The sequence below is a fragment of the Serratia sp. FDAARGOS_506 genome, from assembly GCF_003812745.1.
GTDB lineage: Bacteria > Pseudomonadota > Gammaproteobacteria > Enterobacterales > Enterobacteriaceae > Serratia.
The window spans coordinates 2,219,907-2,238,326 of record NZ_CP033831.1 but is presented as its reverse complement, the minus strand read 5'-3'; the positions used below and the strand labels follow the sequence as shown (position 1 = coordinate 2,238,326).

The window sequence follows — 18,420 nt, the reverse complement described above, 5'->3', positions numbered from 1 at the left end:
GATACCTGAGTGTTGCGTTCAAGTATTCACCGCATTTGTTGTATTTTCCTTACCTGTTTTCTCCGCCACTTCCCGCGCCAGCTGCGCCTCCTGCCTTTGCAGCGTACGGGCCAGGATCGACGAATACAGCGGCTTGCCGCCGAGCAGCTGCGCCACCACCGTGGCGCCGAGGCAGGTGATGATCATCGGTAAAATGAGTTGGTAGTTGTCGGTCATTTCCAGCACCAGCACGATACCGGTCAGCGGGGCGCGCACCGTCGCGGCGAACAGCGCCCCCATGCCGGCGATGGCGAAGGTGCCCGCCTCGATGCCGTACTGCGGAAACAGATGCGCCCCCGCCAGCCCAAAAGCGGTGCCGAACAGCGTACCCAGCGCCAACATCGGCGCAAAGATGCCGCCCGGAGCGCCGGAACCGAAGCACAGCAGCGTAGTGAAGATGCGGGTGATAAAAATAAACATCAACATGCCGACGCTGTAATTGCCCGCTGCGGCGATCGGGATCAGCCCAAAGCCGCCACCCGCCGCCTCCGGCTGGATCAGCCCCAGAATGCCGCACACGCCGCCGAGCAACCCGCCCATCAGCAAGATATTGCGCATTCTGCCGCCGTGCAGGCGCGCGAACATGTCTTGGGTGCGGAAGATCAGCGCGTTGAACCCCACGCCCACCGCGCCAAATATCGCCCCCAGCACCAGATAAAGCCACAGGGTATTGATGGGCGCCGAAGACAGTTTGTCGACCGCGATCACCGATCCCTGGCCGTTAAACAGCTGGAACACCACGCTCGACATGATAACGCCGATAAACACCGCTTTAATCGAGATCAGGTTGTAGCGAAACTGCGGCCGCATCTCTTCGATGATGAACAAGATGCCGGCCAGCGGCGCGTTGAACGCGGCGGACAACCCGGCGGCGGCTCCGGTCGCCAGCAGCGTATGACGCGCCTCGGCGCCGCGAATGCGCAGCACATCCAATACCATGCGCCCGACGTTGCCGCCCATTTGCACCGTGGGCCCTTCGCGCCCCAGCACCATGCCCGCCCCCAGCGTGCCCATGCCGCCGATGAATTTCACCGGGATCACGCGCCACCAGCGCACCGGCCGCAGCTCTTCCAGCGCGCCTTCAATCTCCGGAATGCCCGAACCGCCCGCCTCAGGCGCAAAGCGCCGCACCAGGTAATAGCCCAACGCCGCCAGTGCGGCGGACAGGATAAACGCCAGCGGCCACACCAGGAGCCAGGAGTCGGCGACCTGCGCCAACGAAGCCAGCCGCTGCTGCTGCACCCACTCCACCGCCTTATCGAAGGCCACGCCGAGCAAACCGGCCAGCGTCCCCACCAGCGCGGCCATCACCAGGATCGCCACCGGGGTTTTATCGCGGCGAATAAACTGACGCACCGCATCGCTGCGGCTAAGACGCGGGCTCAACGTCCCGACTGGCTGTGATTGTGATTCCGTCATAGCGAGTAATTCGTCAGGTAATTTGTAATACAAATAGGCAAGGCGGTTATTCTACCCCAACCCGGTGGCGGGCGCTGCCGTTAATGGTATCTGACTGTGATCGTTTCATAACGCGGCGCTCTCCTCTAGAATAGCGCGGTCAAATCATTCAAAAGAGAATCCAGGAGCCGATTTATGAGCCTACACAGTAAGTCCGAAAGTCTGTACGCCCAGGCGCAACAGTTGATCCCCGGTGGGGTGAACTCTCCGGTGCGTGCATTCACCGGCGTAGGCGGGGTGCCGCTGTTTATCGAGCGGGCAGACGGGGCTTACCTGTTCGATGCCGACGGCAAGGCCTATATCGACTATGTCGGTTCCTGGGGGCCGATGGTGTTGGGACATAACCACCCGGCGATCCGCGACGCGGTAATCGAAGCGGCGCAGCGCGGCCTGAGCTTCGGCGCACCGACCGAGATGGAAGTCAAAATGGCGCAGCTGGTCACCGAGCTGGTGCCGACGATGGACATGGTACGTATGGTGAACTCGGGCACCGAAGCCACCATGAGCGCCATCCGCCTGGCGCGCGGCTACACCAACCGCGACAAAATCATCAAGTTCGAAGGCTGCTATCACGGCCACGCCGACTGCCTGCTGGTCAAAGCCGGTTCCGGCGCGCTGACCCTCGGCCAGCCGAACTCGCCGGGCGTGCCGGCCGATTTCGCCAAACACACTCTGACCTGTATCTATAACGACCTGGATTCGGTGCGCGCCGCCTTCGAGCAGTACCCATCCGAGATCGCTTGTATCATCGTCGAACCGGTTGCCGGCAACATGAACTGCGTGCCGCCGCTGCCGGAATTCCTGCCGGGCCTGCGCGCGCTGTGCGACAAATACGGCGCGCTCTTGATCATCGATGAAGTGATGACCGGCTTCCGCGTGGCGCTGGCCGGCGCACAGTCCTATTACGGCGTCGAGCCGGATCTGACCTGCCTCGGCAAAATCATCGGCGGTGGCATGCCGGTGGGCGCCTTCGGCGGCCGCCGTGACGTGATGGACGCGCTGGCGCCGACCGGCCCGGTCTACCAGGCAGGCACCCTGTCCGGCAACCCGATCGCCATGGCAGCGGGCTATGCCTGCCTGACCGAAGTCTCGCAGGTAGGCGTACACCAGACGCTGACCGAACTGACCGAAATGCTGGCCGCAGGCCTGCTGCATGCGGCGAAGGAAGAGAATATCCCGCTGGTGGTCAACAACGTCGGCGGCATGTTCGGCCTGTTCTTCACCGATGCGCCGGCGGTCACCTGCTATCAGGACGTGATGCAGTGCGACGTGGAACGCTTCAAGCGCTTCTTCCACCTGATGCTGGAGGAAGGGGTGTATCTGGCGCCGTCCGCCTTCGAAGCGGGCTTCATGTCCGTGGCGCACAGCAAGGAAGACATCCAGCGCACCATCGATGCCGCGCGTCGCTGCTTCGCCAAGCTGTAATCCCGGTCGAATGGCCAAAAAAACGGGCGCCTCGGCGCCCGTTTTGTTTTTCGCTGCCGCTTAAAGGAGCGTGCCGTAAATGGTCAACAGCGCTACCACCACCACGATGATCATCGTCACCTTGCGCGCCAGCGTCACCGCCGCCCGCGGCGTTTGCACCGGGTCCATATGCGGATCGCGCGCCAGCGAGAACTGCGCCAACCGGGTCAACACCTGATACGACGACGAATGCCGATCCCCCAGCGAGGCGAACCAGGCCGGCAACGCCCGCTCGCCGTGGCCGAACAACGCATAGGCCACCCCAGCCAAACGCACCGGGATCCAGTCCAGCCAGTTCAGCAGGTGATCGATGCCCGACTGCGAACGCTCCAGCGGCGTATTGTGGCGCGCCAGCCAGGTTTGATAGGCGCGCAGGAAGGCATACCCCGCCAGCGCGATCGGCCCGTAAGGCCCAAAGACCACGAACCAGAACAGCGGCGCCAGGTAATAGCGGAAGTTGATCCACAGCAGTGCGTTTTGCAGCTCGCGCAGGCGCACCTCTTCGCTGCAGTCCACCGGCAGACCGTGGATCAACGCCAGCTCTTCCGCCATCTGATCGCTGGCGTGGGTATCGCCCTGTCGCGCCGCTTTCAGGTAGGCGCGGTAGTGTTTGCGCTTGATGCCGGCGCCGACGCACAGCAGGTCGATGACGATCCACAGCAGCAGCGTCACCACGCCGAAGAACAACCCGTGCGACAGCCACAGAATGCCCCAGACGACAACCATCCAGGCGGCGGTCATCGCCAGCGTTTGCGCCAGCGAAACCCGATGCAGCCGCTGAAACACCACTTCAAGACGGTGGTCCAACTGCCAGTGTTCCCCCAGCTTGAACAGGCGCTCCCAGGCCAAAACCAGCAACAGCGTAAACAGCGTCATTTGCGATTTCCCTCCCTTTTTCTTGTCTCAAGCATAGCGTCGACGGGCGCGCCGCGTTGTTCCACAGATGCCAGATAGCGATCCCAATCGAATGCCGGCCCGGGATCGGTCTTGCGGCCGGGGGCAATATCGCAATGCCCGGCGATGTGCGCAGCCAGCGGCGGATAACGTTCGGCCAGCAGCGCAGTGACTGCCTGTAGCGTGCGGTATTGCGCCTCGGTATAAGGCACTCGATCGGTACCTTCCAGCTCGATGCCGATGGAGAAATCGTTGCACCGATCGCGCCCCTGATACAGGGAAACGCCCGCGTGCCAGGCACGCTGGTCAAAGGGCACGTACTGCACGATCGCCCCGTCGCGGCGGATCAGACAGTGCGCCGACACCCGCAGCTGATGGATTTCGGCGAAATAGGGGTGCTGCGCGGGATCGAGCGTGCCGGTAAACAGCTGGTCGATATAGGGGCCGCCGAACTCGCCGGGCGGCAGGCTGATATTGTGGATGACCAGCAGCGAGGGGGGCTCGTCATCCGGACGCCGATCGCAGTGCGGCGAGACCACTCGCGTCACCCCGACAATCCAGCCATTTTCCAACTGCATCAGACACCTCTCTGCGGTGGTACTTATTCCTGCAACAGAGTAGCATGTTCCCCTACGATCTAACCGTCCATTTCGGAGTTTTCCATGCCGACACGCCGCTACAGTGCCGACAGTCGCCGCACCGAGCTTCTTGAACGAATTGAAAGTGATATTCCCTATGCCGTCGCCCAGGCGCTGCGCGAAGACCTGGGGGGTGAAGTCGACGCCGAGCGCGATATTACCGCGCAATTGTTACCGGCGGACAAACAGGCCGAAGCCACCATCATCACCCGAGAAGCCGGCGTGTTCTGCGGCCGCCGTTGGCTGAACGAAGTCTTTATTCAGTTGGGCAACCAGGTGGAGGTAGAGTGGCTGGTGGCAGACGGCGACCGTCTGACGCCGAACCAACCGCTCTGCCGGCTGCGCGGCCCGGCGCGAGTCATGTTGACCGGCGAACGCACCGCGCTGAACTTCGTGCAGACGCTCTCCGGCGTAGCGACCGAGGTCAGCCGCTACGTAACCCTGCTGGCAGGCACCCGAACTCGCCTGCTCGATACCCGCAAGACCCTGCCCGGCCTGCGCACCGCGCTGAAATACGCCGTGCTGTGCGGGGGCGGCAGCAACCACCGGCTGGGGCTGTCCGACGCTTTCCTGATTAAGGAAAACCACATCATCGCGTCCGGTTCTATCAAAAACGCAGTGGAAAAAGCCTTCTGGCTACACGCCGACGTGCCGGTGGAAGTGGAAGTCGAATCGCTCGATGAACTGCAGCAGGCGCTGGACGCCGGTGCCGACATCATCATGCTGGACAACTTCAGCGTCGAGATGATGCGCCAGGCGGTCGCCCAAACACAAGGGCGCGCCCAGCTGGAGGTTTCCGGCAACGTCACCAGCGAGACACTGCGCACCTTCGCCGAGACCGGCGTGGATTACATTTCGGTCGGCGCGCTGACCAAACATGTGACCGCACTCGATCTGTCGATGCGCTTCAAGTGATTTCCTCTCCCCCGGCCTTTGCCGGGGGCATTACCGCAAAATTGCGAAGCCCCTCGCACCGTTTTTTTCACCGCTGCAAACAACATCATTAGCGATGGAAGCCCGCCGAGAAACGCGCAAAAGCCCCTCGCCGCGCCCCCAAGCAAGTCGCTACCGTTGTCTTCCACACCCTATGGAGGAGACAACGCATGGAAACGCAACGTGGCTTTACCCTGATAGAACTGATGGTGGTCATCGCCATCATCGCCATCCTCAGCGCCATCGGCATCCCTGCCTACCAGCGCTACATCCAGAAAGCGGCGATGACCGACATGCTGCAAACCATGGCGCCGTATAAACTGGCGGTCGAACTGTGCGTGCTGGACGAAGGCGCCCCCGCCAGCTGTGAGGCCGGCAGCAAAGGTATTCCCACCGGCGGCACGTCGCGTTACGTCAGCGGGGTGAAAGTTGTCAAAGGCGTGATCACTCTGACCGGCACCCAAACGCTGCAAGGGCTGGCGGTGGCATTAACCCCCAAAGCGAACGCCGATGGGCTGACCCGCTGGAGCCGGCTGTGCAGCAGCGAAAACGCAACGCTGGTTGAGGTGTGCCAGGAAGTCTTCCGCTTCGACAACGCGGCGGAGTAACAGCGATGAACGCACAAATCAGCGAAGAGGTTCACGCCCTGTGCCGGCGCTATCAAGCGCTGGCGCTGAACGAAGATCCGACCACCCTGACGATCGCACTCTGTGAAGAAGCGCCCCAAGGGTTGCTGGCGGCGTTGCGTTTCGCCACCGGTAAACGCATCCACCTGGAGCAATGGCCGGCGGCCAGGCTGGAATTGGCGCTGAACCAACGCCACGATTCGCTGCCTGCGCCGCTGGCAGCCGAAGAAGACACCGTTGACATCGCCTACCCCGACGACGGCGATGCGCCGGTGGTGCAGTTCATCAACCAGACGCTGCGCCTGGCCATCCAGCGCCGCGCCTCGGACATTCACTTCGAGCCCTTTCGACAGCATTTTCGCATTCGCCTGCGCATCGACGGCGTGCTGCAAACCCTCACCTCACCACCGCCGCAGCTGACCGCACGGCTCATCGCCCGACTGAAGATCCTCGGCCAGTTGGATATCGCCGAGCGCCGTCAGCCTCAGGACGGGCAACTCAGCCTGACGCTGGACAGCGCGCACTATGCCATGCGTATCGCCACCCTGCCGACGCTACACGGCGAAAAGGTGGTGCTGCGCGTTCAGCAGGGCGAGCAACAGGAACTCCCACTGGATCAACTGGGCATGAGCCGGGCGGATCTGGCGCGCTACGCGACGGCGCTGGCCTGCCCGCAAGGTTTGATCCTGGTAACCGGCCCGACCGGCAGCGGTAAGACGGTGACGCTATACAGCGGTCTGCGTCAGCTGAACGATGCGCAAAGCAATCTGTGCAGCGTCGAAGATCCGGTTGAGATCCCGCTGTTTGGCGTTAATCAAACTCAGATCAACGCCAAAACCGAGCTGAGCTTCGCCCGGGTGCTACGCGCCCTGTTGCGCCAGGATCCGGACGTCATCATGATCGGCGAGATCCGCGATGCTGAAACTGCAGAGATTGCGGTCAAGGCCGCGCAAACCGGCCATCTGGTGCTGTCGACGCTGCATACCAACTCCACCGGCGAAACCCTGACGCGCCTGAGGCACATAGGCATCCCCGGCTACCTGCTCGCCGGCTGCCTGAAGCTGGTCATCGCGCAGCGGCTGGTGCGCAGGCTGTGTCGTCACTGCCGCTATCCGCACAGCCAGCCGACGCATTTCCCCGCCGCGATCTGGCCGGAACCGCTGATTGCCTGGCGCGCCGACGGCTGCGAACATTGCTTCGGCGGCTACTATGGGCGCATCGGCGTGTATGAGCTGTTGGCCATTACGCCTGCAATACAGGCGGCGTTGCTGGCGAACGCCACTCCCAGCCAACTCGCGGATATCGCCTGCGAGCAGGGGCAGCAGTCGCTGCTGCAGGCCGGGCTGACGCTAGCCAGCGAAGGCACAACCTCGTTGGAAGAACTGTACCGCGTGGTCGACGTCGCCCAGCTCGGCGTAACCACACCATGAAAACGCACCGGCTGTTTCTTTGGCAAGCTTTCGACGCTCAGGGCGCCTTGCGCCGCGGCGAACTGATGAGCGATGAAAAACGGCAGGTGAGCCAGTTACTGATCGAACAAGGTCTGCAGCCTTGGCGGATCGGGCACGGTAAACGCATCACGCCCGGCCAGTGGCACGGAGAGCCCCTAATCCACTTCACCCGCCAACTTTCCACTCTGCTGCAAGCCGGGTTACCGCTGCTCAATGCGCTGCAGCTACTGGCAGCAGACCATCCTTCGGCGGCCTGGCGCTGTCTGTTGCGCCAGTTGGCTGAACAAGTGCGCGAAGGGCAGCCGCTCTCCGAAAGCCTCGCCGAACAACAGGGAATTTTTCCACTTATCTATCGTCAGCTGATCGCCATCGGTGAACTGACCGGCAACCTCGATCGCTGCTGCCTGCAGTTGGCGCAACAGCAGGAAGCCCAGCTACTGCTGCGCCGCAAGGTGACCAAAGCGCTGCGCTATCCCCTTTTCATCTGTGCGGTGGCGCTGCTGGTCAGCGTGCTGATGCTGGTGATGGTGCTGCCGGAGTTCGCCAAGGTTTATCAATCGTTCGATGCGCCGCTGCCCTGGTTTACCCGAGGGTTATTGGGGTTCTCCACGCTGCTGATCGCCGTTGGCCCCTACCTGGTGCTGCTACTCGGCACGTTGGTGTTCGGCTATTGCCGCTGGCTGCATCCGCGCCCACCGTGGCGCCGACGTGAACAGACGGCCTTGTTACGCCTGCCGCTGATCGCCCGGCTGGTGAGCGGCGGCGCGCTGAGCCAAACATTTCGCATCCTGAGTATGACCCAACGCGCGGGGCTGACGCTGGTGGAAGGCTTAAACGCGGCGGCGCTGGCGGCGGATCATCTGCTGTACAAACAGGCACTGGAGCAGGTGCAGCGGCAGATCGCCGAAGGCGAGGCGTTTCATCATGCCCTGGGCCTGCAACCGCTGTTTCCGCCGCTATGCCGGCAGCTGGTGCGGGTGGGCGAAGAATCCGGTTCGCTGGACGCCTTGCTGGATAAATTGGCGCAGTGGTACGAACGGCAAACGCATGAGTTGGCCGACACGCTGGCTCAAACGCTGGAGCCGCTGCTGATGCTGGTGGTGGGCGGGATTGTCGGCGCTTTGGTGATCGCCATGTACCTGCCTATTTTTCAACTGGGCAGCGTGCTGGGATAAAGCAGAGAATAGCGGGCGCCGCGAAGCGCTGCGCCCGAATGCAAGGTGCGGCTTATTTGCTGCCGAAGACCCGGTTTTCCTGTTCCGCGACGCGGATAAAGGTAGTGCGCTTGGTGAGCTCTTTCAGGCGCTCGGCACCGACGTAAGTGCAAGCGGAACGCAGGCCGCCGAGGATATCGCGCACGGTGAACTCCACTTCGCCCCGCAGCGGCAGCTTGACGGTTTTGCCTTCGGCCGCGCGATACTCCGCGACGCCGCCGACGTGGCGTTTCATCGCCGACTCGGAGCTCATGCCATAGAACAGCATGAACTTCTCGCCGTTTTCTTCCACGACAGTGCCTTCGCACTCGTCGTGGCCGGCCAGCATGCCGCCCAGCATCACGAAGTCAGCACCGCCACCGAAGGCTTTGGCGACGTCGCCCGGTACCGAGCAGCCGCCGTCGCTGACGATTTGGCCACCCAGCCCGTGGGCTGCATCGGCGCATTCGATCACCGCCGACAGCTGCGGGTAGCCTACGCCGGTTTTCACGCGGGTGGTGCAGACTGAACCCGGGCCGATGCCGACCTTAACGATGTCGGCGCCAGAGAGGATCAGCTCTTCCACCATCTCGCCGGTCACTACGTTGCCGGCGCAGATCACGTGATTCGGGCAGGCTTCGCGCGCTTTCTGCAGGAAGGCGACGAAGTGTTCAGAGTAACCATTGGCCACATCGATGCAGATGAATTTCAGCGCCGGAGACAGAGCCAGGATCTGCTGCATTTTGGCGAAGTCAGCCTCGGAAGTACCGGTGGACACCATCACGTGTCGCAGCACCGATTCCGGACTGCGCTGCACGAAGTCAGCCCATTGCTCGACGCTGTAATGTTTGTGTACGGCGGTGAGAACGTCGAAAGAAGCCAGGGCCTCGGCCATGCGGAAGGTGCCCACCGTGTCCATGTTGGCGGCGATAATCGGCACGCCGGACCAGCTGCAACCTGAATGCTTGAAGGTAAACTGACGTTCCAGTTCGACCTCGGAACGGCTTTTCAGCGTGGAGCGCTTAGGGCGGATCAACACGTCTTTAAAGCCCAATTTCAAATCTTCTTCAATACGCATGACTCATGATTTCCTGGTTAATGGCGACGGATCGCAAGGAGGATATTCGAACCTCTGCCCGACGGCTTTCCATTGACGCGAAAAGGCGGCGGCGAGATTAATGCCAGTTCCAGTGACGTTATAATACGCGCTAATAATCGCCGAACAAGACTGCGAATTCGCCTTTATTTACGCTACAATCCGACAAATTTACCTGCATAATCGCAGTGTGATTGCCCGCTCATTTTTGCCGTGCCGCTGCGCTTTTTCTCGCCGTCCGATCGGCGCCGACGCGTAAGCGCCGCCTGCCGACTTGCACTTCTGCGCGATCGCTTTATGATTCGTCTATTATTTTTTTATGAACATCGGATGCACCTAACACCATGGCCTACATTGTTGCGTTGACCGGGGGCATAGGCAGCGGCAAGACGACCGTCGCGAACGCTTTTGCGCGCCACGGCGCAACCCTTGTCGATGCCGACGTGATCGCCCGTCAGGTCGTCGAGCCGGGCACCCCTGCTTTGGCCGCGATAGCCGAGCGATTTGGTAATGAAATGTTGCTGCCGGACGGCGCGTTGAACCGCGCTGCGCTACGTAAGCGTATCTTTAGCCATCCCGATGACAAAACCTGGCTGAACCAACTGCTGCATCCGCTGATACACCGTGAAACCCAGCGTCAACTGGCGCAGACCACCAGCCCGTACGCGCTGTGGATCGTGCCGCTGTTGGTGGAAAACGGTCTGCAGGATCGCGCCGATCGGGTGCTGGTGATCGACGTTGACGCCGAAATCCAGTTGGCTCGCACCATCGCGCGCGACGGCGTCAGCCGTGAGCAAGCACAAAGCATTCTCGCCGCCCAGGCCACGCGCCAGCAGCGCCTCGCCGTGGCGGATGACATTATTGACAACAGCGGCGCCGCTCAGGGGATAGAGCCACAGGTCGCCGCACTGCATCGTCGCTACCTTGAACTGGCGGCAACAGCGCCCCAACAGGATTAAACTGCATGAGTGATGTTTCCCCAACCGTTCTCTTTGAACACCCCTTGAACGAAAAAATGCGCACCTGGCTGCGCATCGAATTCCTGCTGCAACAGCTGCACGGCCAACGCGCCCTGAGTGAAACCGCCATCGCCCTCACCTTCTTTCGCACCGTCTCCGACTTGCTGGACGTACTGGAGCGCGGCGAAGTACGCACCGAACTGCTTAAAGAGCTGGAACGTCAGCAGCAGAAACTGTTGGCCTGGGCCGATGTGCCGGGCGTGGACATGGCGCTGATCGATCAGCTGCGCGGCCAGTTGAAATCGCGTTCATCGGCGCTGATGGCGGCGCCGCGCCTCGGTCAGGCGCTGCGTGAAGACCGGCTGATCGGCCTGGTGCGTCAGCGGCTGAATATTCCCGGTGGCTGCTGCAGCTTCGATCTGCCGACCCTGCACATGTGGATGCACGCGCCGCAGCAGGATCGCGATGCCGACGTCGCCGCTTGGTTGCAATCGCTGGATCCGCTGAACCAGGCGCTGATCATGGTGTTGGATCTGATCCGCCAATCCGGGCCGTTCCGCAATCAAATCAGCCTGAACGGCTTTTTCCAGGACAATGCCGAAGGAGCGGATCTCCTGCGCCTGCGCCTCCATCTGGCGCCGCAGCTTTACCCGCAAATTTCCGGCCACAAGACGCGCTATGCCATTCGTTTCCTGCCGCTGGACAGCGAAAATGGCGTGGTACCTGAACGTCTGACGTTCGAACTGGCCTGTTGTTGAACTTGTGAAAGAAAGCCTTCTCAGCACTTACAGAAGGTGTAAGGAACCGTTATGACGACCGTAGTAAAATGCCCAACCTGTGGCACCGGCGTGGTTTGGGGCGAAGTCAGCCCGTTCCGTCCGTTTTGCAGCAAGCGCTGCCAATTGATCGATCTGGGCGAATGGGCCGATGAAGAGAAGCGCATTCCGAGTAACAGCGATCTGTCGGAAAGCGATGACTGGAGTGAAATGGACGATCGCTGATCGTCCGCTATTGGCCTGGCGCCCGCCAGGCCAATCTTGTTATTGCGCGGCGTTCGCCTGCGCCACCAACAGCTGAATAATGCCGATGTTGGCTTCCGGGAACTCGTCTTCACGCAGATCCGCCTGTTTTACCCAGCGCATCGGTTGCCCCTCACGACCGAACGGCTCACCCGCCCAGGCTTCCACCAGATAAAAATTCAGCGTCACGATGCGATCGCTGAAGCGGTGCTCCACCACCTCCAGCAGCTCGGCGCGTTCGGCTTCGATACCGGTCTCTTCTCGCAGTTCGCGGCTCAGCGCCTGCTCCGGCGTTTCACCCTGTTCGATCTTGCCGCCGGGAAACTCCCAGAATCCGGCCATGTGCGCGTCGGCGGCGCGGCGGGTAATAAAAATTTCCCGTTGCGCATTACGGATGATGCCCACGGCGATATTCAGATGTTTCATCTCACCCTCCTGATGGGTGTCAAAAAACAGGGGCTCAGCAAGCTGAACCCCTGGGTATTATCGGTTAACCGCGGCCGGCATTACTGCAGGCGACCGTGGCACTGCTTGTATTTCTTGCCGGAGCCGCATGGGCACGGATCGTTGCGGCCCACTTTACGCTCGGCGGTCGCCGGCGCGTTCGGATCTTCGGTCACCAGCGCGTTCTCGTCGTGGTGGCTCAGCTGTTGGTGCTGCGCCAGGCGCTCGGCCTCTTCACGGCGTTGCTGCTCCAGCGCTTCCACCTCTTCCGGCATCCGCACCTGTACCTTGCTCAGCACGCTGATCACTTCATATTTCAGCGATTCCAGCATGGTGGCGAACATGTTGAAGGATTCACGCTTGTACTCCTGCTTCGGATCCTTCTGCGCATAGCCGCGCAGGTGGATACCCTGACGCAGGTAGTCCATCGCCGCCAGGTGCTCTTTCCACAGGGAATCCAGCGTCTGCAGCATCACGCCCTTCTCGAAGTTGCGCATCATTTCGCTGCCGACCACTTCTTCCTTACGCTGGTACTGCTCTTTGGCGTTCTCCAGAATGCGTTCGCGCAGCGTCTCTTCGTGCAATTCCGGCTCTTTGTCCAGCCATTGTGCGATCGGCATCTCCAGATCGAAGTCGTTCTTCAGGCGCTCTTCCAACCCCTGAATGTCCCACTCTTCTTCCAGCGACTGCGGCGTGATGTAGTTGTCGATGGTGCTCTTTAACACGTCCTCGCGGATGCTGGCGATGGTTTCGCTCACGTCGGACACGTCCAGCAATTCGTTACGCTGGCTGTAGATGGCGCGGCGCTGATCGTTGGCGACGTCGTCGTATTCCAGCAGCTGCTTACGGATGTCGAAGTTACGGCTCTCTACCTTGCGCTGGGCGTTGGCGATCGCTTTGGTCACCCACGGGTGCTCAATCGCTTCGCCTTCTTTCATGCCCAGTTTACGCATCATGCCGGATACGCGATCCGAGGCGAAGATACGCATCAGGGCATCTTCCATCGACAGGTAGAAGCGGGATGAACCGGCATCACCCTGACGACCGGAACGGCCGCGCAGCTGGTTATCGATACGGCGCGATTCATGGCGCTCGGTACCGATGATATGCAGGCCGCCCGCCGCCAGCACCGCGTCGTGGCGCACTTTCCAGGCCGCTTTGATGGCCTCGATCTGCTCTTCGGTCGGCTCTTCCAACAGTGCCACTTCGGCCTGCCAGCTGCCGCCCAGCACGATATCGGTACCACGGCCCGCCATGTTGGTGGCGATGGTCACCGCACCGCTCTGGCCTGCCTGGGCGACGATGTCCGCTTCCATGGCGTGGAATTTGGCGTTCAGCACCTTGTGCTCGATACCCGCTTTGGTCAGCTCATGGGAAACCACTTCGGATTTCTCGATTGAGATGGTACCCACCAGCACCGGCTGGCCTTTGGCGGTACGCTCGCGGATGTCTTCGATGATGGCGCCGATCTTCTCTTTCTCGGTCATGTACACCAGATCCGGCATGTCCTTACGGATCATCGGACGGTTGGTTGGCACCACGATGGTGTCCAGCTTGTAGATCGAGCTGAATTCGAAGGCTTCGGTATCGGCGGTACCGGTCATCCCGGCCAGCTTCTCGTACAGACGGAAGTAGTTCTGGAAGGTGATCGAAGCCAGCGTCTGGTTCTCGTTCTGGATCTCCACGCCTTCTTTGGCTTCTACCGCCTGGTGCAGGCCATCGGACCAACGGCGGCCCTGCATGGTACGCCCGGTGTGTTCGTCGACGATGATCACTTCACCGTCTTTCACGATGTAGTCAACGTCGCGGGTGAACAGCACGTGGGCGCGCAGCGCGGCGGTAACGTGGTGCATCAGCATGATGTTGGTCGGCGAGTACAGCGACTCGCCTTCATCCATGATGCCGGCTTCCACCAGCATCTCTTCGATCAGGATCAGGCCACGTTCGGTCAGGTGGACCTGACGCGCCTTCTCATCCACCGAGAAGTGCCCTTCACCCTTGAAGGTGTCGGAGTCTTCTTTTTCCTGGCGGATCAGTTTAGGGATCAGCTTGTTGACCTTGATGTACATCTCGGAACTGTCTTCAGCCGGGCCAGAAATGATCAGCGGCGTACGCGCTTCATCGATCAGGATGGAGTCCACCTCATCCACCAGCGCATAGTGCAGTTTGCGCTGCACGCGCTCTTCCGGGCTGAACGCCATGTTGTCGCGCAGGTAGTCGAAGCCGTATTCGTTGTTGGTGCCGTAGGTGATGTCGGCGGCGTAAGCCTCACGCTTGGCCGGCGCCGGCATGCCCGGCAGGTTGATGCCGATGCTCAGGCCGAGGAACTCGAACAGCGGGCGGTTGTTTTCGGCGTCACGCTGCGCCAGATAGTCGTTGACGGTCACGACGTGCACGCCGCGGCCACTCAGGGCGTTCAGGTAGGCCGGCAGCGTCGCGGTCAGGGTTTTACCTTCACCGGTACGCATCTCGGCGATGCAGCGGTCGTTCAGCACCATGCCGCCCAGCAGCTGCACGTCGAAGTGACGCATGCCGAACACGCGTTTGCTCGCCTCACGCACCACGGCGAAGGCCTCTGGGATCAGGCTTTCCAGCGACTCGCCTTTCTCCAGGCGCGCCCGGAACTCGTTGGTTTTCGCTTTCAGCTCGTCATCGGACAGTTTCTCCATGTCCGGTTCCATGCGGTTGATCTGCTCAACCACTTTGCGCATGCGGCGCAGGGTACGATCGTTACGGCTGCCAAAAACTTTGGTTAATAATTTCACTAACATGATGTTTGATATCTCTGTCATGACGGCCGAATACGGCAGTCAACTTGCTATTATTTATGGTTTTTGTGCCCTGAGGGCGGAGTCAGACGAGCGCGGCAGGCCCGGCGCGAATGCCTTGTACCTGCGCCACCCACAGGCCGGTCTGATGCCGTGCCAGCGTTGGCAGCACCTCAAGGTGGGTATGGCGAATGATGGTCGGCGGCTTCGGCTCGTGCGTCAGCAGCGCGTTGAGGGTAGAAAGCAGCGCCAGTTGCGCTACCTGCAAAGGCGGTTCCGCTTCGGCTTCGCTCTCCTGCACCCGCGCATAAACCGCCTGCGGCGCCAGCGCGAAAGAGAGGTGACGAATGACGGTGCGCAGCGCATGTTGCTGCCAATAATCTACGCTGAAGGTAGGACGGCGATGCGCGTCCTGCAGCAGGGCCAGGCTGTTGAAGGTGCCGTTGGCCGAATTTTGCCGGTTAAGGCTGGATGACGTATTCGGCAGTGCGGCCTGATCGGGGGCGCCAGACAAATTGGAAGACGCGCCAAGCGTGGCCGCAACCATCCCTAACAGGAGATGGGGCCAGAAATAACGTCTGCCAAATTGTCGCCAACGATTTAGAATACCGATCACGAGTTTATAATCCGCCGGAGCCCATTATGCGCGATAGCCGTCCACAATTATTAGATGTCCTGTTCGACGACGCGTCTGCCGGCAGCAAAGGGCCGCTGCATAACGTCCAGCAACGCGCGGTGGCGCTGCTCAAGCTTAACCGTGCAGTGAAGGGTCTGTTGCCCGCTCCCCTGCATCCCTGGTGCCGCGTCGCGAATTTCCGACAGGGTATTTTAGTGCTCGAAACGGCAAATGCCAGTTGGATGATGCGCTTGCGCTACGAACAACCCGCTTTGCTGTCTGCACTACGAGCGCAAATTCTACCATCATTGTCGTCGATCGACATCAGGATTAATCCGGCCTTAATGGCGAAAGGCAGCCACCAGGTGCAAAACGCAGAGAAAGCGCCGGAAAAACCCGTGCCGATGCGTCATTTGAGTCTGGAAAGTGCGGAAGAGCTGAGAGGATTGGCGAGCCGTAGCCCAGAGAAACTGCGCAAGATATTGGAACGACTGGCTGCATTGGCCGGAGAGGGTACCAACACAACCAGTCGTGATAAGTAATCAGCGACACAACTGCACAACATTAGACGGCATCACGAGCCTGAATTCTCAGGCTCGCAGGATGCGCCTGCCGTTATTCGCAGCAGGCGAGGAATTCAGACCTTACGCCAATACGGTGGACGGTGCCTTGAATGCCAGCGGCATTTCGGCTTCGTCCTGGAAGGTAACGTATTCCCACGCTTCTTGCTTGGCCAGCACGGCCTGCAGCAGTTTGTTGTTCAGCGCGTGGCCAGACTTGAACGCGGTGAACGCGCCAATGATATTGTGGCCGCACATGAACAGGTCGCCGATGGCGTCCAGCATTTTGTGACGTACGAATTCGTCTTCGAAACGCAGGCCGTCTTCGTTCAGCACGCGGTAGTCATCCACCACGATGGCGCAATCGAAGCTGCCGCCCAGGGCCAGGCCGCGGGACTGCAGGTATTCGATATCACGCATAAACCCGAAGGTGCGCGCACGGCTGATTTGACGCACGAACGACTCAGCCGAGAAATCAAGACGATAGCGCTGAGAACTGGCGTCGATAGCCGGGTGGTTGAAATCGATGGTGAAGTCCAGGCGGAACCCGTTATGCGGGGACAATTCGGCCCATTTGTCGCCATCTTCAACACGCACGGTCTCTTTCAGACGCAGGAATTTCTTCGCCGAGTTCAGCTCTTCGATGCCGGCATCCAGCAGCAAGAACACGAACGGACTGGCGCTGCCGTCCATAATTGGGATTTCAGCGGCGTCGACTTCAATGACGATGTTGTCGATGCCCAACCCAGCCAGCGCGGCGTTGAGGTGCTCAACGGTCGAAATACGCACGTCATGCTCATTCACCAGGCAAGTACAGAGCATGGTATCACGCACGGATTTTGCATCAGCCGGAAAATCAACCGGTGGATTCAAGTCAGTGCGACGATAGATGACCCCGGTATTAGCCGGCGCTGGGCGCATTGTCAGCGTGACTTTCTTGCCGGTATGTAAACCGACACCAGTCGCCTGAACAATACGTTTTAATGTCCTTTGTTTGATCATCGTTTTATCTCGCAATGTTATCCATCCTACCAGCCAAGCATACAGCATGGCCGGCGGGACAGTTTAGCACAAAGAGCGGAGATTCCAAATTCTCAGGATATTCTTAGTCTGCCTGTTTACGCAGGAAGGCTGGAATATCAAGATAGTCGGGCTCTTTATTCGGCTGCGCAGCTTGGTCGTTGACCACCTTGGCGGCAGGTTTCACTTCCTGCGGCAGAGGCGACATGCCGTGCTGCTGATAACGGTGATCCATCACCGGCTGGCTGGCCTGCTTATTGGTCACCAGGGTGATTTCAGGACGCTTGTCCATACCGATACCGGTTGCAACCACGGTTACGCGCAGTTCGTCGTTCATTTCCGGATCCAGCGAGGTACCGATAACCACGGTAGCGTTGTCAGACGCGAACGCGCGGATGGTGTTACCCACGGTTTCGAACTCATCCAGACGCAGGTCGAAGCCGGCGGTGATGTTGACCAGCACGCCGCGCGCGCCGGACAGGTCGATGTCTTCCAGCAGTGGGCTGGAGATCGCCATTTCGGCCGCTTCTTCGGCACGGTCTTCACCGCAAGCCACGCCGGAACCCATCATCGCGTAGCCCATTTCGGACATCACGGTGCGCACGTCGGCGAAGTCGACGTTCATCAGGCCCGGACGGGTGATCAGCTCGGCGATACCCTGCACCGCGCCTTTCAGCACGTCGTTGGCCGCACCGAACGCGTCCAGCAGAGAGATGCCGCGCCCCAGAACTTTCAGCAATTTGTCGTTCGGGATGGTGATCAGCGAGTCCACGTGTTTGGACAGCTCAGCGATACCCTGCTCCGCGAATGCCATGCGTTTCTTGCCTTCGAAGTTGAAAGGCTTGGTCACCACGGCCACGGTCAGAATACCCAAATCTTTAGCCACTTCAGCCACCACTGGCGCCGCACCGGTACCGGTACCGCCACCCATGCCGGCCGCGATGAAGACCATGTCTGCGCCGTCCAGCGCTGCGCGCAGGGCTTCGCGGTCTTCTTCCGCTGAATTGCGACCCACTTCCGGGTTCGCGCCCGCACCCAGACCTTTGGTAATACCACTACCAATCTGGATGGTTTGGCCAACCGCCGTTTTGCGGAGCGCCTGGGCGTCCGTGTTCACAGCGAAGAATTCAACACCTTCGATGCGCTCGCGCACCATGTGTTCAACGGCATTGCCACCGCCGCCGCCGACGCCGATGACTTTAATCACCGCGTCATTGGTTAGTTCCATTGGTTCAAACATAG

The 18,420-nt window shown here is 60.5% G+C and carries 18 protein-coding genes; 9 read left to right on the top strand and 9 right to left on the bottom strand.

Annotated features, from left to right (window positions below; genetic code table 11):
* Positions 1-18: 18 nt before the first annotated feature.
* Positions 19-1,458, bottom strand: coding sequence for a H(+)/Cl(-) exchange transporter ClcA (gene clcA / locus EGY12_RS10765; RefSeq protein ID WP_123893532.1), 1,440 nt, complete (start codon positions 1,456-1,458; stop codon positions 19-21).
* A 174-nt stretch (positions 1,459-1,632) separates the two neighbouring features.
* Between clcA and hemL the strand changes: the two genes are divergently transcribed.
* Entirely contained in the window at positions 1,633-2,922 is a 1,290-nt protein-coding gene (gene hemL / locus EGY12_RS10760) for a glutamate-1-semialdehyde 2,1-aminomutase (protein WP_123893530.1), read from the top strand.
* Positions 2,923-2,982: 60 nt separating this feature from the next.
* Here hemL and ampE read toward each other — a convergent pair whose 3' ends face one another.
* Positions 2,983-3,837 (bottom strand): beta-lactamase regulator AmpE, encoded by an 855-nt coding sequence (gene ampE / locus EGY12_RS10755; RefSeq protein WP_123893528.1) that lies wholly within the window; start codon positions 3,835-3,837, stop codon positions 2,983-2,985.
* The gene (gene ampD / locus EGY12_RS10750; protein WP_123893526.1) at positions 3,834-4,433 is read right to left on the bottom strand and encodes a 1,6-anhydro-N-acetylmuramyl-L-alanine amidase AmpD; all 600 of its coding nucleotides are present in this window, start codon (positions 4,431-4,433) and stop codon (positions 3,834-3,836) included. The genes ampE and ampD overlap by 4 nt, the downstream gene beginning before the upstream one ends.
* 84 nt (positions 4,434-4,517) lie before the next feature.
* Here ampD and nadC point away from each other — a divergent pair, with 84 nt between their 5' ends.
* The 4 genes from nadC (at position 4,518) to hofC (ending at position 8,678) form a co-directional block, all read left to right on the top strand.
* Positions 4,518-5,408, top strand: coding sequence for a carboxylating nicotinate-nucleotide diphosphorylase (nadC, locus tag EGY12_RS10745; protein ID WP_123893525.1), 891 nt, complete (start codon positions 4,518-4,520; stop codon positions 5,406-5,408).
* A gap of 188 nt (positions 5,409-5,596) precedes the next feature.
* Positions 5,597-6,034, top strand: coding sequence for a prepilin peptidase-dependent pilin (gene ppdD / locus EGY12_RS10740; RefSeq protein WP_123893523.1), 438 nt, complete (start codon positions 5,597-5,599; stop codon positions 6,032-6,034).
* 5 nt (positions 6,035-6,039) lie between these two features.
* Positions 6,040-7,482 carry a type II secretion system protein GspE gene (gene gspE / locus EGY12_RS10735; RefSeq protein ID WP_123893521.1) on the top strand — a complete coding sequence of 481 codons (1,443 nt, stop codon included), beginning with the start codon at positions 6,040-6,042 and terminating at the stop codon, positions 7,480-7,482.
* Positions 7,479-8,678, top strand: coding sequence for a protein transport protein HofC (gene hofC / locus EGY12_RS10730; RefSeq protein ID WP_123893520.1), 1,200 nt, complete (start codon positions 7,479-7,481; stop codon positions 8,676-8,678). Before gspE ends, hofC begins: the two co-directional genes overlap by 4 nt.
* 52 nt (positions 8,679-8,730) lie before the next feature.
* On the opposite strand, the gene EGY12_RS10725 is transcribed toward hofC, so the two are convergent.
* Complete coding sequence (locus EGY12_RS10725; RefSeq protein WP_123893517.1) at positions 8,731-9,774, bottom strand: GMP reductase; 1,044 nt, start codon at positions 9,772-9,774, stop codon at positions 8,731-8,733.
* A gap of 362 nt (positions 9,775-10,136) precedes the next feature.
* Between EGY12_RS10725 and coaE the strand changes: the two genes are divergently transcribed.
* From coaE to yacG, 3 genes are read left to right on the top strand one after another with little or no spacing between them, the layout of a single operon-like run.
* Entirely contained in the window at positions 10,137-10,751 is a 615-nt protein-coding gene (gene coaE / locus EGY12_RS10720; RefSeq protein ID WP_123893515.1) for a dephospho-CoA kinase, read from the top strand.
* A 5-nt stretch (positions 10,752-10,756) separates the two neighbouring features.
* The gene (zapD, locus tag EGY12_RS10715) at positions 10,757-11,509 is read left to right on the top strand and encodes a cell division protein ZapD (RefSeq protein ID WP_025301579.1); all 753 of its coding nucleotides are present in this window, start codon (positions 10,757-10,759) and stop codon (positions 11,507-11,509) included.
* Between the two features lie 51 nt (positions 11,510-11,560).
* Positions 11,561-11,752, top strand: a complete 192-nt coding sequence (gene yacG, locus EGY12_RS10710; protein ID WP_049200292.1) for a DNA gyrase inhibitor YacG — start codon at positions 11,561-11,563, stop codon at positions 11,750-11,752.
* A gap of 39 nt (positions 11,753-11,791) precedes the next feature.
* Here the strand turns inward: yacG and mutT are convergent, their stop codons facing one another.
* The 3 genes from mutT to secM all read right to left on the bottom strand — a co-directional run bounded on the left by mutT (position 11,792) and on the right by secM (position 15,598).
* Positions 11,792-12,196 carry an 8-oxo-dGTP diphosphatase MutT gene (mutT, locus tag EGY12_RS10705; protein ID WP_123893513.1) on the bottom strand — a complete coding sequence of 135 codons (405 nt, stop codon included), beginning with the start codon at positions 12,194-12,196 and terminating at the stop codon, positions 11,792-11,794.
* An 80-nt stretch (positions 12,197-12,276) separates the two neighbouring features.
* Positions 12,277-14,985 (bottom strand): preprotein translocase subunit SecA, encoded by a 2,709-nt coding sequence (secA, locus tag EGY12_RS10700; protein WP_123893511.1) that lies wholly within the window; start codon positions 14,983-14,985, stop codon positions 12,277-12,279.
* A gap of 82 nt (positions 14,986-15,067) precedes the next feature.
* A complete protein-coding gene (gene secM, locus EGY12_RS10695) occupies positions 15,068-15,598 on the bottom strand; it encodes a secA translation cis-regulator SecM (protein WP_033641259.1) in 531 nt (176 codons plus the stop codon).
* Positions 15,599-15,624: 26 nt separating this feature from the next.
* Here secM and EGY12_RS10690 point away from each other — a divergent pair, with 26 nt between their 5' ends.
* A complete protein-coding gene (locus EGY12_RS10690; RefSeq protein WP_033637110.1) occupies positions 15,625-16,140 on the top strand; it encodes a DUF721 domain-containing protein in 516 nt (171 codons plus the stop codon).
* A 102-nt stretch (positions 16,141-16,242) separates the two neighbouring features.
* On the opposite strand, the gene lpxC is transcribed toward EGY12_RS10690, so the two are convergent.
* Both lpxC and ftsZ read right to left on the bottom strand, forming a co-directional pair.
* Positions 16,243-17,160 (bottom strand): UDP-3-O-acyl-N-acetylglucosamine deacetylase, encoded by a 918-nt coding sequence (gene lpxC, locus EGY12_RS10685; protein WP_004932754.1) that lies wholly within the window; start codon positions 17,158-17,160, stop codon positions 16,243-16,245.
* 103 nt (positions 17,161-17,263) lie between these two features.
* Complete coding sequence (ftsZ, locus tag EGY12_RS10680; RefSeq protein WP_004932757.1) at positions 17,264-18,418, bottom strand: cell division protein FtsZ; 1,155 nt, start codon at positions 18,416-18,418, stop codon at positions 17,264-17,266.
* Positions 18,419-18,420: the final 2 nt, after the last annotated feature.

Excerpts from the sequence above, each read along its gene's own strand:
- clcA (WP_123893532.1), bottom strand. The coding sequence starts at position 1,458 with ATGACGGAATCACAATCACAGCCAGTCGGGACGTTGAGCCCGCGTCTT.
- hemL (WP_123893530.1), top strand. The coding sequence starts at position 1,633 with ATGAGCCTACACAGTAAGTCCGAAAGTCTGTACGCCCAGGCGCAACAG.
- ampE (WP_123893528.1), bottom strand. The coding sequence starts at position 3,837 with ATGACGCTGTTTACGCTGTTGCTGGTTTTGGCCTGGGAGCGCCTGTTC.
- ampD (WP_123893526.1), bottom strand. The coding sequence starts at position 4,433 with ATGCAGTTGGAAAATGGCTGGATTGTCGGGGTGACGCGAGTGGTCTCG.
- nadC (WP_123893525.1), top strand. The coding sequence starts at position 4,518 with ATGCCGACACGCCGCTACAGTGCCGACAGTCGCCGCACCGAGCTTCTT.
- ppdD (WP_123893523.1), top strand. The coding sequence starts at position 5,597 with ATGGAAACGCAACGTGGCTTTACCCTGATAGAACTGATGGTGGTCATC.
- gspE (WP_123893521.1), top strand. The coding sequence starts at position 6,040 with ATGAACGCACAAATCAGCGAAGAGGTTCACGCCCTGTGCCGGCGCTAT.
- hofC (WP_123893520.1), top strand. The coding sequence starts at position 7,479 with ATGAAAACGCACCGGCTGTTTCTTTGGCAAGCTTTCGACGCTCAGGGC.
- EGY12_RS10725 (WP_123893517.1), bottom strand. The coding sequence starts at position 9,774 with ATGCGTATTGAAGAAGATTTGAAATTGGGCTTTAAAGACGTGTTGATC.
- coaE (WP_123893515.1), top strand. The coding sequence starts at position 10,137 with ATGGCCTACATTGTTGCGTTGACCGGGGGCATAGGCAGCGGCAAGACG.
- zapD (WP_025301579.1), top strand. The coding sequence starts at position 10,757 with ATGAGTGATGTTTCCCCAACCGTTCTCTTTGAACACCCCTTGAACGAA.
- yacG (WP_049200292.1), top strand. The coding sequence starts at position 11,561 with ATGACGACCGTAGTAAAATGCCCAACCTGTGGCACCGGCGTGGTTTGG.
- mutT (WP_123893513.1), bottom strand. The coding sequence starts at position 12,196 with ATGAAACATCTGAATATCGCCGTGGGCATCATCCGTAATGCGCAACGG.
- secA (WP_123893511.1), bottom strand. The coding sequence starts at position 14,985 with ATGTTAGTGAAATTATTAACCAAAGTTTTTGGCAGCCGTAACGATCGT.
- EGY12_RS10690 (WP_033637110.1), top strand. The coding sequence starts at position 15,625 with ATGCGCGATAGCCGTCCACAATTATTAGATGTCCTGTTCGACGACGCG.
- lpxC (WP_004932754.1), bottom strand. The coding sequence starts at position 17,160 with ATGATCAAACAAAGGACATTAAAACGTATTGTTCAGGCGACTGGTGTC.
- ftsZ (WP_004932757.1), bottom strand. The coding sequence starts at position 18,418 with ATGTTTGAACCAATGGAACTAACCAATGACGCGGTGATTAAAGTCATC.